Annotated in this window: 12 protein-coding genes; 8 read left to right on the plus strand and 4 right to left on the minus strand. The window is 62.8% G+C overall.

What is annotated here, in order from left to right; translation table 11 throughout:
• Positions 1 to 39: 39 nt before the first annotated feature.
• From AC3WVQ_RS05975 to AC3WVQ_RS05990, 4 genes are read right to left on the minus strand one after another with little or no spacing between them, the layout of a single operon-like run.
• Entirely contained in the window at positions 40 to 696 is a 657-nt protein-coding gene (locus AC3WVQ_RS05975; RefSeq protein WP_090295728.1) for a CDP-alcohol phosphatidyltransferase family protein, read from the minus strand.
• A complete protein-coding gene (locus tag AC3WVQ_RS05980) occupies positions 680 to 1078 on the minus strand; it encodes a hypothetical protein (protein ID WP_090295726.1) in 399 nt (132 codons plus the stop codon). The genes AC3WVQ_RS05975 and AC3WVQ_RS05980 overlap by 17 nt, the downstream gene beginning before the upstream one ends.
• Positions 1075 to 2025 carry a phosphatidate cytidylyltransferase gene (locus tag AC3WVQ_RS05985; RefSeq protein WP_034795857.1) on the minus strand — a complete coding sequence of 317 codons (951 nt, stop codon included), beginning with the start codon at positions 2023 to 2025 and terminating at the stop codon, positions 1075 to 1077. The genes AC3WVQ_RS05980 and AC3WVQ_RS05985 overlap by 4 nt, the downstream gene beginning before the upstream one ends.
• Positions 2022 to 2666 carry a lysophospholipid acyltransferase family protein gene (locus tag AC3WVQ_RS05990; protein ID WP_060582507.1) on the minus strand — a complete coding sequence of 215 codons (645 nt, stop codon included), beginning with the start codon at positions 2664 to 2666 and terminating at the stop codon, positions 2022 to 2024. The genes AC3WVQ_RS05985 and AC3WVQ_RS05990 overlap by 4 nt, the downstream gene beginning before the upstream one ends.
• 532 nt (positions 2667 to 3198) lie before the next feature.
• Here AC3WVQ_RS05990 and AC3WVQ_RS05995 point away from each other — a divergent pair.
• The 8 genes from AC3WVQ_RS05995 (at position 3199) to AC3WVQ_RS06030 (ending at position 12093) form a co-directional block, all read left to right on the plus strand.
• Positions 3199 to 4011: a class I SAM-dependent methyltransferase gene (locus AC3WVQ_RS05995; RefSeq protein ID WP_090295724.1), complete on the plus strand. Its 813-nt coding sequence runs from the start codon at positions 3199 to 3201 to the stop codon at positions 4009 to 4011.
• Positions 4012 to 4557: 546 nt separating this feature from the next.
• Positions 4558 to 5448, plus strand: coding sequence for a VOC family protein (locus AC3WVQ_RS06000; protein ID WP_034795850.1), 891 nt, complete (start codon positions 4558 to 4560; stop codon positions 5446 to 5448).
• On the plus strand, positions 5448 to 6290 hold the full coding sequence (kdsA, locus tag AC3WVQ_RS06005) for a 3-deoxy-8-phosphooctulonate synthase (protein WP_162731872.1): 843 nt from the start codon (positions 5448 to 5450) through the stop codon (positions 6288 to 6290). The genes AC3WVQ_RS06000 and kdsA overlap by 1 nt, the downstream gene beginning before the upstream one ends.
• 137 nt (positions 6291 to 6427) lie before the next feature.
• A complete protein-coding gene (gene eno, locus AC3WVQ_RS06010) occupies positions 6428 to 7702 on the plus strand; it encodes a phosphopyruvate hydratase (protein ID WP_060516907.1) in 1275 nt (424 codons plus the stop codon).
• Positions 7703 to 7848: 146 nt separating this feature from the next.
• Entirely contained in the window at positions 7849 to 8169 is a 321-nt protein-coding gene (locus AC3WVQ_RS06015) for an FtsB family cell division protein (RefSeq protein ID WP_034795840.1), read from the plus strand.
• Between the two features lie 136 nt (positions 8170 to 8305).
• Complete coding sequence (pdhA, locus tag AC3WVQ_RS06020) at positions 8306 to 9352, plus strand: pyruvate dehydrogenase (acetyl-transferring) E1 component subunit alpha (RefSeq protein WP_034795824.1); 1047 nt, start codon at positions 8306 to 8308, stop codon at positions 9350 to 9352.
• A gap of 17 nt (positions 9353 to 9369) precedes the next feature.
• Entirely contained in the window at positions 9370 to 10740 is a 1371-nt protein-coding gene (locus tag AC3WVQ_RS06025; RefSeq protein ID WP_060516909.1) for a pyruvate dehydrogenase complex E1 component subunit beta, read from the plus strand.
• A gap of 15 nt (positions 10741 to 10755) precedes the next feature.
• Positions 10756 to 12093, plus strand: a complete 1338-nt coding sequence (locus AC3WVQ_RS06030) for a pyruvate dehydrogenase complex dihydrolipoamide acetyltransferase (RefSeq protein WP_089044597.1) — start codon at positions 10756 to 10758, stop codon at positions 12091 to 12093.
• The last annotated feature ends 53 nt before the right edge of the window (positions 12094 to 12146 follow it).

Here is a 12146-nt window from a genome sequence, read left to right on the forward strand (position 1 = left end):
TGTTGCGGCGGCCTCGTTCATGGTGCGTGAAGCGGGTGTTTAGCCTTTGTAGGGAGCGTTTTGCCGAAGCCAGGCAATCTGGCGACGGGCGCGCAGAAGGGCCGTAAGCACAGCCCCAGTCGAGATCGCAAGGAGCGCGATCCACAGCAGTTCGCCATCGCCGAGCCAGAGGCCTTCGAAGGCGGACACCACGGCGGCCAGCGTCATCGTCGCCATGCGGTGTTGTTTGGCCATCGGGCCGGAGAAGTCGCCCGGCGCGCCATTGGCACGGCCGAGCTCGCGCACGTAGGCGGTCAGCACGCCGAAGGTGGCCGCGGCAAAACCGAGAGCCGGCACGCCGATGGCAAATCCGGCGCCGACGAAGATGAAGATGTCGGCGATGCGATCGGGAAACTCGTTCCAGAAGGGACCATCGGCCTCGCCCTTGCCACCCTCGACGGCGACCATGCCATCGAAAAGGTTGCAGAGCAGGCGCAACTGGCAGAAGAGCGCGGCGGCGATGAACAGGCTCGCCCTTACGCCGTCCTCGCTTTCGCCCGTGAGCCAGAAGGAAAGGCCGGCAAGGGCGGCCGCCAGCATGCTTGCCTGCGAGATCCGGTTTGGCGTGAGGTTCATCGATGCCAGGCGGCGCGCGGTGGCCTGCGCCCAGCGGGTGTTGCGGCTTGCGAGCGGCCTGCGGTCACCGGTCTCGGTCATGTTCGCCTCGGCTGATGGAATAGTTGTAGATGGCGGCGTAGGTGGTCGAAACCGTGAGCGGCAGCGCAATCGTTTTCAGGATCTCGGGCGTGCCGCTGGCGGCATGGATCGCGACCAGAATTGCAGATGAGCCAAGGCACGCGAAGAGCGGTGGCAGAACCAGGCGCCTTGCGCCGCGGAACCGCCTGGAAAGCGCATCGATCGCCGTTTTGAGGTAGAGGGTAAGCAGCGCCGAAAGCGTTCCCTGGACGAGGCCGGCAACAAGCGGCTTGGGCATGGGGTGATGGCCGTTGGCGAAAAGCGCCCAGCCGCCCATGGCGAAAAAGGCGAAGGCCACATGTACGAAGCCGCTTGATGCCAGCCCCTTCAGTTTCGCGCTCATGTCAGCGACCACCAGTAGCGCGTCAGGTGGAAGAAGATCGGCGCGGAGAAGACAACGGAATCGAGCCGGTCGATCAGCCCGCCATGGCCTTCGATCAGATGGCCCCAGTCCTTGACGCCGCGGTCCCGCTTGATCGCCGACATGACGAGCCCGCCGAAGAATCCCATCAGGGTTATGATGAGCGACATCAACGCGGCTTGTGCCGGGGTGAACGGGGTAATCCACCAGAGCGAGGCGCCGATCAGCGTTGCGCTCGCAACGCCGCCGACGAAACCCTCGACCGTTTTCGACGGCGAAAGGGTTGGCGCGATCTTGGTTTTGCCGAAGAGCTTGCCCCAGACATATTGCAGCACGTCGCTCGACTGAACGACGATGACGAGGAAGGCGATGAGAAGCACGTTGCGTCCCTCATAGCCCGGGATCTGCAGCGTTAGCAGCGCCGGCACATGCGAGGCGCAGAAGACGCAGATCATCAGCGCCCATTGCACCTCGGAGATCCGGACCAGGAAGTCGCGCGTGTCGCCGCGAAGAACCGCGACGATCGGCATCAGCAAGAAGGCGTAGACCGGCACGAAGATCGAATAGATGCCGTATTGCTCGGCCCACAGCAGGAAGTAGTTGATCGGCAGGACGACGAAGAAGGCGCCCGCGATCGCCCAGTGGTCGCCGCGCCGCGTGTTGATGAGCGTGATGAACTCGCGCAGCGCCGCAAACGAGCAGAAGGCAAAGAGCAGGAGCACGCCGACCCGTCCGGCAACGAAGGCGATGGCGATCAGCACTACCATTGCCCACCACGCCTTGATGCGGGCGTTGAGGTTCTCGATCGAGCCGTTCGACCCGTCAGGCGACAGCTTCTGCTTGAGCATGTAGCCGACGCTTGACGCCAGCACGAGAACGCCGCCGACGCCGAAGAGCAGCTTGAGCATGTCCAGGCTGGCCGCGCTCATGCGCCGTCATCCGTCGATGAAGGCGCGAGCGAAAGCAGGGCGGTCTCGGCGCGAGCGATGAACTCTTCCTTCGTCTCCTGCGCCTTGAGGCGCATCGGTTCGCCGAAATTGACGGTGCAGATGAGCGGGATCGGCACGAACTCCCCCTTGGGCATGACGCGGTTGAGATTGTTGATCCAGACGGGAACCAGCGCCACGTCCGGGCGCTTGCAGGCGAGGTGATAGAGCCCGCTCTTGAACGGCAGCAGTCGCGCTTCGGTCTGGTTGCGCGTTCCCTCGGGAAAGAGAATGAGCGACGATCCGTCGTTGAGCACGGCCGTCATCTGCTCGACCGGGTCCTGCGTGCGCGCATCCGGGTCGCGCTCGATCAGCACCGCGTCGAAGACGTCGCGGCCGATGAAGGTCGAAAGCTTCGATTTCAGCCAGTATTCGGCACCTGCGACCGGCCGCGCGCGTTCCCTGAGCCAGGGCGGCAAGACCGCCCAGATCAGCACGAAATCGCCGTGGCTGGAGTGGTTGGCGAAATAGATGCTCTGCTTCGGCGGCAGGCCGGTCTCATGCCAGATGGCGCGCGCCGCCGTCAGCGCCCGCGCAAACATCATGATGGCGATGGAAGCCAGCTTGGCCATCATCTCGCGCATCATGTGGTTTTGTGCCCGGTTGGGAGCCGAGTCAGTGTGCCGAAGCGCCCCTTGGCGTGACTCGGCCGTGCCCGGATGCGTTTCTTGTCTTGCGACTCAATAATCAAATGCTGCCCCTCAGCCTGCTGCCCGGCATAACTCCAGGCTGCAATGACGAATTTTACGCAATTGTGACGGCTTCTCAAGCGGTTGAAATCATGCGCAACATGATAACGCGCAGACCATGCCGGATATTCGTTCGCCGACACCATGACGGAGAAACCATTGCGGCGGCACGTCGCAGCCGTTGGCCTCCGTTCGCGTTGACCATCCGCAACTTAGCCGCTAGCTTGCGGCTTCCAGTAAGGGGAGCGTCGTCCAATGCGCCAGTAATGCCCGGTGAAAACCGAATCGCCTCAACTTCGCTTGCGAAGAAGATGGACGATGGCATTGCTGCGATCCGCATCGACGGACGAACGCTAGGGCATTTCTGCCTGCGATCTCCATTCGCCTTCGTGAGCGGTCACATCAGGACAAGTTCCAGGGACCGAACATGCAAGACATTTCCTCCTCCAATCTCGATATCATCGATCACAATCGCCAGGCGTGGGACAGGCAGGCAAGCCAGGACTGCGAATGGTCCCGCCCGGTCACACGCGAGATGATCGCCGACGCCCGCAAAGGGCAGTGGCAGGCGCGGCTGACGCCCGGCGATCTGCCTGAGGGCTGGTTGCCCGACGTCAAGGGCAAGAAGATCCTCTGCCTGGCGTCCGCCGGCGGGCAGCAGGCGCCGACCCTGGCCGCCGCCGGTGCGGACGTTACGGTCTTCGACCTCTCCGAGGGACAGCTCGAACAGGATCGGCGCGTCGCCGAACGCGAAGGGCTGTCGCTTTTGACCGTGCAGGGCGACATGCGGGACCTCGCGACCTTTGCGGACGAAACCTTCGACATCGTCTTTCATCCGATCTCGAACCTCTATGTTCCCGACCTCCAGCCGGTCTGGCGGGAGTGCCACCGGGTGCTGAAGACCGGCGGTCGGCTGCTTTCGAGCTTCTACAATCCGATCGTTTTCGTCGGCGACCGCGATCCGGCCCATGCGGAAAAGGGCCTTATCCGCCCGGCTTACCGGCTCCCCTTTGCCGAGGTGGAGCATCTCGCGCCCGATGTCGTGCAGGCTAAGGTCGATCGGGGCGAGGCCCTGGTCTTCGGACACAGCCTTTCTGCGCAGATCGAGGGGCAGCTGAAGGTCGGTTTCCTGTTGGCCGGCTTTCACGAGGATTGGCAGCCGTCGGCTCGTTTCCTGATCGACAGGTTCGTGCCGACCTTCATCGCCACCTTTGCCATCAAGAGCGATCTTCATCCCTGATGCGGCAGGCCCGGCGCTCTGTTCGGGCCCGCAAGCTCGCACGCAACGAGGGCAGTCGCAGCGGCCGGAAGGCGCTGCGGTTGCCGATCCCGGCTTCCGCACCGCCTTTTTACCTCGCGTTACTGTTACGTACTCGCCAACGCATCGGTTTCGTACTTTCCTGTCGTCAGCGAAACTGGAAAGGGGTCAATCCATATGCGCTTCATCGCTTTGTTATTCGTGCCTTTGGCGGTTGCCGTGCTGGGGCTTTCGGGTTGTGCCTCGACGTCCTCGACCAATACATCCTACACGCAGCCCCAGACGTTCGCCCCCGGTCTCGGTGCGGGGAACACGGCGAACGCCACGACGGCGCCGGGCTACTACTGACCTTCCGGCGGTTCGTCTCCCGCTGACAGGCATAATCCGCGGCGGGCGCAGCCGGCCGCGGACGGCTCACTTTGCGGCAACGGCCCGAACCCGGATGGCCGATCCGGCCCCTGGCGGTGACCCGGCTTGCATTCGCCGGCCAAAAGTTGCAAACAGCGGCGAACCATCAGGGAACACGCCATGAGCCTCTCCAAGCGCACCACCCGCCCGCTCGATCACCTCGTGCTGCCGGTGGATACGCTTACCCAGGCGCGGCGTCGGCTTTCCAATCTCGGCTTCACCGTCGCCGACGATGCCCGCCATCCCTTCGGCACCGAAAATGCCTGCGTCTTCTTTGCCGACGGCACCTATCTCGAACCGCTAGCCATAGCGTCCCGCGAGGAGTGCGAAGCGGCGGCACTCGACGGCAACGCCTTTGTGGCGCGTGATCAGGCGTTTCGTTTCCGCCAGGGACCGGAAGGCCTCTCGGCGCTGGTCTTCGGCACCGAGGATGCGGCGAGCGACCATATCCGCTTTCGGGCGCGGGGCATCTCCGGCGGTGACATGCTGGAGTTTTCCCGGCCGATGAAGCTGCCCGATGGCCGCGAAGGACTGGGCTCGTTCCGTCTTGCCTTTGCGGCCGACCTGCGCGCGCCGGATCTCTTTCTTTTCAGCTGTCAGCGCGTTCGCGCACTCCCCACCGATCGGGCGGCGCTGGAGCGACACGACAACGGCGTGATCGGCATAAGCGAAGTGGTGCTGTCGGAAGCCAATCCGACTGATTTCCAGTATCTGCTGCAGGAAGCGGTCGATGAGCGCGAGGTTTCGGCGCATTCCTTCGGCATGGATGTCGCGACCACCAACGCCAAGATCTCGGTGCTGAACGCCGCCGGCATGGAAGCCTTCTTCGGTCGCTCGGTGCGCGGTGCCGAACGGGGCCTTCGCGGGCGGGCGGTCGTCTTCCGTGTTGCCGATCTCGAGGCAACGCGGGCGCTCTTTGCCGAGAACGATATCGAATTTGCAGAAATGGGCGGGCGCCTCATTGTCCCCGAAATGCCGGGGCAAGGGGTGATCTTCGCGTTTGGAGCTTGATGATGAAAACCAATGCCAGAGTCGTTGTCGGTGAGGGCGCCCGTCAGGTCGCCTTCGCACAGACCGAGAAGTTGTCGCTGATCGCAGGCCCCTGCCAGATGGAGAGCCGTGAACACGCCTTCATGATGGCGGGTGCGCTCTCCGAACTCTGCAACAAGCTCGGCCTCGGCCTCGTCTACAAGTCCTCCTTCGACAAGGCCAACCGCACCTCGCTTTCGGGCAAGCGTGGCATCGGTCTCGACAAGGCGATGGAAATCTTCGCCGACCTGAAAAAGGAATTCGGCTTTCCGGTTCTGACCGACGTGCACACCGAAGAGCAGTGCGCGCTTGTCGCCCCGACGGTCGATATCCTGCAGATCCCGGCCTTCCTGTCGCGCCAGACCGATCTTCTGGTCGCCGCCGCCAAGACCGGGCGGGCGATCAACGTCAAGAAGGGCCAGTTCCTGGCGCCCTGGGACATGAAGAACGTGTTGGCGAAGTTCACCGAAAGCGGCAACCCCAATGTCATGCTCTGCGAGCGTGGCGCTTCCTTCGGCTACAACACGCTGGTCTCCGACATGCGCTCGCTGCCGATCATGGCTTCGCTCGGCGCGCCGGTCGTCTTTGATGCGACCCATTCGGTTCAGCAGCCGGGCGGGCAGGGCGGCTCTTCGGGCGGTCAACGAGAATTCGTCGAGACCCTGGCGCGCGCTGCCGTTGCCGTCGGTGTTGCCGGTGTCTTTGTTGAAACCCATGAAGACCCGGACAATGCGCCCTCCGATGGCCCGAACATGGTGCATCTGAAGGACATGCCGAGGCTGCTCGAAAAGCTGCTGGCTTTCGACGCGATCGCCAAGGGCTGAGACCCGCGCGACGCTTCGTGAAATTTTCATGAACCGCAATGGCGCGGTTGTTTTTGCATATTGCGCGCCATTGTAATTTCGAGGCCTTGGCGTATGACAGGCCCCGACCACCCACCGTCCTCAACAGGGAAGAGATCATGACTGCAATCATCGACATCATCGGCCGAGAAATTCTGGACAGCCGCGGCAACCCGACCGTCGAGGTCGACGTGTACCTGGAAGACGGAAGCTTCGGCCGCGCGGCAGTCCCGTCGGGCGCCTCGACCGGTGCCCATGAGGCTGTTGAGCTGCGCGATGGTGGTACGCGTTACCTCGGCAAGGGCGTTGAACGTGCCGTCGAAGCCGTCAACGGCGAGATCTTCGAAGCGATCGGCGGTCTCGATGCCGAGAACCAGATCCAGATCGACAAGACCATGATCGAGCTCGACGGCACGGCGAACAAGTCGCGCCTCGGCGCCAACGCCATTCTCGGCGTTTCGCTTGCCGTTTCCAAGGCTGCCGCCGAAGCTGCCGGCCTGCCGCTCTACCGTTACGTCGGTGGTCCGAACGCCCACGTGCTCCCGGTTCCGATGATGAACATCATCAACGGTGGCGCGCACGCCGACAACCCGATCGACTTCCAGGAGTTCATGATCGTTCCGGTTGGCGCCGACACGATGCGTGATGCGGTTCGCATGGGCTCGGAAGTGTTCCACACGCTGAAGAAGCAGCTTGCAGCCGACGGCCACAACACCAATGTCGGCGACGAAGGCGGCTTCGCGCCGGGTCTCGCCTCTGCTCCGGCAGCGCTCGACTTCATCATGAAGTCGATCGAGAAGGCTGGCTACAAGCCGGGCGAAGACATGTTCATCGCGCTCGATTGCGCCGCAACCGAATTCTTCAAGGACGGCAAGTACGTGCTCGAAGGCGAAGGCCGCACGCTGGAGCCGGGTGCCATGGCTGAATACCTGGCGGAACTCGCCGCCAAGTACCCGATCTTCTCGATCGAAGACGGCATGGCCGAAGACGACTGGGACGGCTGGAAGGCTGTGACCGACCTCATCGGCAACAAGTGCCAGCTCGTCGGCGACGACCTGTTCGTCACCAACTCGGCCCGCCTGCGGGACGGCATCAAGATGGGCGTTGCCAACTCGATCCTCGTCAAGGTCAACCAGATCGGCTCGCTGTCGGAAACGCTCGACGCCGTCGAGACCGCCCACAAGGCGCGCTACACCGCCGTCATGTCGCACCGCTCGGGCGAAACCGAGGACGCGACGATCGCCGATCTCGCGGTTGCCACCAACTGCGGCCAGATCAAGACCGGCTCGCTTGCCCGTTCGGACCGGCTCGCCAAGTACAATCAGCTGATCCGCATCGAAGAGCAGCTCGGCGTGCAGGCCAAGTACGCCGGCCGCTCGATCCTGCGTGGCTGATCGCCGCCTGATTTTTGTCTGAAAACTGAGCCCGCCCACACGGCCCCGTGTGGGCGGGTTTCTATTTTCCTGCCGTTCATGGTCAACGGTCGGTTAATCAATCGACGCTAATCTGATTGCCGTACTGCGTATCAGGGCGGGAATGCATGTGGACACGGCATCATAAGAAACGGAAACTGGGTCGGCTGGTGATGCCGCTGATCGCGGTCGCCTTTCTCTCCTACTTCGGCTATCATTCCATTCACGGCGGCTATGGCCTGAAGGCGACCGAGCAATTCGATCGTCAGATCGTCGAGCGGCAGGCGCGGCTGGATAAGCTCACGAAGCAGCGAATGATCCTCGAAAAGGAGGTTCAGCTGATGAGTGATGGGTCGCTGGAACGGGACATGCTGGATGAAAAGGCTCGCCTCGCGCTGAACATGTCGCGAAGTGACGAGATCGTTATTTTCCACCGTGCCGCAAATTAACCTGAATTCAGTTAATTGGAATTTGTGAAGTAAAATCAATTATTTGTGCGGAATGCGAGCCATGCAAATATGGCATTGCTGTGTCTGCTTTCTTTCCCTATGGTAACCGCAAAAGGCTAACCATTGGGAGGAACGAATGGCTCCGCGAAAATCCGCGTCCGTTTCCAGCCGCAAGAGTGCCGCAAAGCCGGCGAAGAAAGACTTCAACGGCGGCACGTTCGCCGACTTCTCCAAACAGGAAGATCTGAGTGCCTACCGCGAGATGCTGCTGATCCGGCGTTTCGAGGAAAAGGCCGGCCAGCTCTATGGCATGGGCTTCATCGGCGGCTTCTGTCACCTCTACATCGGCCAGGAAGCCGTTGTCGTCGGCATGCAGATGGCGCTGAAGGAAGGCGACCAGGTCATCACCGCCTACCGTGATCATGGCCACATGCTGGCCTGCGGCATGAGCGCCCGCGGCGTCATGGCCGAACTCACCGGTCGTCGCAGCGGCCTTTCCAAGGGGAAGGGCGGCTCGATGCACATGTTCTCCAAGGAAAAGCACTTCTATGGCGGCCACGGCATCGTCGGCGCCCAGGTGTCGCTCGGCACCGGTCTTGCCTTTGCCAACCGCTATCGCGGAAACGACAATGTGTCCGTTGCCTATTTCGGTGACGGCGCTGCCAACCAGGGCCAGGTCTACGAAAGCTTCAACATGGCGCAGCTCTGGAAGCTGCCGGTGATCTACGTGATCGAGAACAACCGCTACGCCATGGGGACTTCCGTTTCGCGGGCTTCGGCACAGACCGACTTCTCGCAGCGCGGCGTCTCCTTCAACATTCCGGGCTTCCAGGTCGACGGCATGGACGTGCGCGCGGTCAAGGCCGCCGGCGACGAGGCTGTTGAGCATTGCCGCTCGGGCAAGGGTCCGATCATCCTTGAGATGCAGACCTATCGCTACCGCGGTCACTCGATGTCCGACCCGGCGAAGTACCGCTCGAAGGACGAAGTGCAGAAGATGCGCTCGGAGCATGACCCGATCGAGCAGGTGAAGGCGCGTCTGACCGAAAAGGGTTGGGCGAACGAGGATGAGCTGAAGCAGATCGACAAGGAAGTCCGTGACATCGTTGCTGACAGCGCCGATTTTGCCCAGGCCGATCCGGAGCCGGATGCATCCGAGCTCTACACCGACATCCTGCTTTGATCCGGGGAGGGACAAACATGCCAGTAGAAATTCTTATGCCCGCCCTTTCCCCGACCATGGAGGAAGGCACGCTCTCGAAATGGCTGAAGAACGAGGGGGACAAGGTGTCCTCCGGCGACGTCATTGCTGAAATCGAGACCGATAAGGCAACGATGGAAGTCGAAGCCGTCGATGAAGGCACGATCGGCAAGCTCTTGATTGCCGCCGGCACCGAAGGCGTCAAGGTCAACACCCCGATCGCCGTGCTGCTGCAAGACGGCGAAGGCGCTGGCGACATCGCCGCTCCGAAGGCCGAAGCGCCGAAGGCAGCCGCTGCCGAAGCGCCGGCCGCTTCCGCGCCGGCTCCGGTTGCAGCCCAGCCGAAGGTCGAAGTCGCTGCTGATCCGGCGATCCCTGCCGGCACCGAAATGGTGACGATGACCGTTCGCGAAGCACTTCGCGACGCCATGGCCGAAGAAATGCGCGCAAGCGACGACGTCTTCGTCATGGGTGAAGAAGTCGCCGAATATCAGGGCGCCTACAAGATTACCCAGGGCCTGCTGCAGGAATTCGGCGCCCGCCGTGTCATCGATACCCCGATCACTGAGCACGGCTTTGCCGGCGTCGGCGTCGGCGCTGCCATGACCGGCCTTCGTCCGATCGTCGAGTTCATGACCTTCAACTTCGCCATGCAGGCGATCGACCAGATCATCAACTCCGCTGCCAAGACACTCTATATGTCCGGCGGCCAGATGGGCGCGCCGATCGTCTTCCGTGGCCCGAGCGGTGCGGCTGCCCGCGTGGCCGCGCAGCACTCGCAGTGCTACGCCGCCTGGTACAGCCATATCCCGGGCCTCAAGGTCGTCATGCCCTACACGGCTGCCGACGCCAAGGGCCTGCTCAAGGCTGCGATCCGCGACCCGAACCCGGTCATCTTCCTCGAAAACGAAATCCTTTACGGTCACTCCTTCGAAGTGCCGAAGCTTGACGATTTCGTGCTGCCGATCGGCAAGGCCCGTATCCACAAGGTCGGCAAGGACGCAACGATCGTTTCCTTCGGTATCGGCATGACCTACGCCGTCAAGGCGGTTGCCGAACTCGAAGCCCAGGGCATCGATGTCGAACTGATCGACCTGCGCACCATCCGTCCGATGGACCTGCCGACGGTCATCGAATCCGTCAAGAAGACCGGCCGCCTCGTCACCGTCGAAGAAGGTTACCCGCAGTCTTCCGTCGGCACCGAGATCGCAACCCGCGTCATGCAGCAGGCCTTCGACTACCTTGACGCCCCGATCCTGACGATCGCCGGCAAGGATGTGCCGATGCCTTACGCCGCGAACCTCGAGAAGCTCGCGCTTCCGAACGTCGCAGAGGTTGTCGATGCGGTGAAAGCCGTTTGCTACAAATAAGGGGAGGGCCCTTCGATGCCTATCAACATCACAATGCCTGCCCTCTCCCCGACGATGGAAGAAGGCAATCTGGCCAAGTGGCTCGTCAAGGAAGGCGACAAGGTCAAGTCCGGTGACGTGATTGCCGAGATCGAGACCGACAAGGCGACGATGGAAGTCGAAGCCGTCGACGAAGGCACCGTTGCCAAGATCGTCGTTCCCGCCGGCACCGATGGCGTCAAGGTCAATGCGCTGATCGCCGTTCTCGCCGCCGATGGCGAGGATGTCGCCGCCGCCGCCAAGGGCGGCAACGGCGCGGCAGCACCGGCACCCGCCGCCAAGGCCGAAGCGCCTGCACCGGCAGCGCCGAGCGCTCCGGCTGCGGCTCCTGCCGCTGCACCGGCTGCAGCCCAGCCGGCCAAGGCCGAGGGCGGCGCACGCGTCTTCTCCTCGCCGCTCGCACGCCGTCTGGCAAAGGACGCGGGCATTGACCTGTCGGCAGTTGCCGGCACCGGTCCTCATGGCCGCGTCGTCAAGAAGGACGTCGAAGCCGCCGTCTCCGGTGGTGCTGCCAAGCCCGCCGCCGCACCGGCCGCCGGTGCTGCTGCTCCTGCAGCCGCACCGCTTGCCAAGGGCATGTCGGAAGACGCCGTTCTCAAGCTGTTCGAGCCGGGCTCCTACGAACTCGTGCCGCATGACGGCATGCGCAAGACGATCGCCAAGCGTCTCGTCGAATCCAAGCAGACGATCCCGCACTTCTACGTGTCGGTGGACTGCGAACTCGACGCGCTGCTGGCACTGCGTGCGCAGCTCAACGCAGCGGCTCCCGAGCAGGGTGGCAAGCCGGTCTACAAGCTCTCCGTCAACGACATGGTCATCAAGGCCCTGGCGCTGGCACTGCGCGATGTTCCGAACGCGAACGTCTCGTGGACCGAGAGTAATATGGTCAAGCACAAGCACGCCGATGTCGGCGTTGCCGTGTCGATCCCGGGCGGCCTGATCACCCCGATCATCCGCCAGGCGGAACTGAAGAGCCTGTCGGCCATCTCCAACGAGATGAAGGACCTCGGCCAGCGTGCCAAGGACCGCAAGCTGAAGCCCGAAGAATACCAGGGCGGCACGACTGCCGTCTCCAACATGGGCATGATGGGCGTCAAGAACTTCGCCGCCGTCGTCAACCCGCCGCATGCCACGATCCTCGCGGTCGGTGCCGGCGAGGAGCGCGTCGTCGTCAAGAACAAGCAGATGGTCATCGCCAACGTCATGACCGTCACGCTTTCGACCGACCATCGCTGCGTCGATGGCGCGCTCGGTGCCGAACTGCTCGGTGCCTTCAAGCGCTACATCGAAAACCCGATGGGCATGCTGGTCTGAGTTGGATGGGGACCGGCCTTCGGGCCGGTCCGTTCCTTTTCGCGCAGTCGAAG

The sequence above is a fragment of the Ensifer sp. EB106-05-01-XG146 genome (assembly GCF_058791875.1).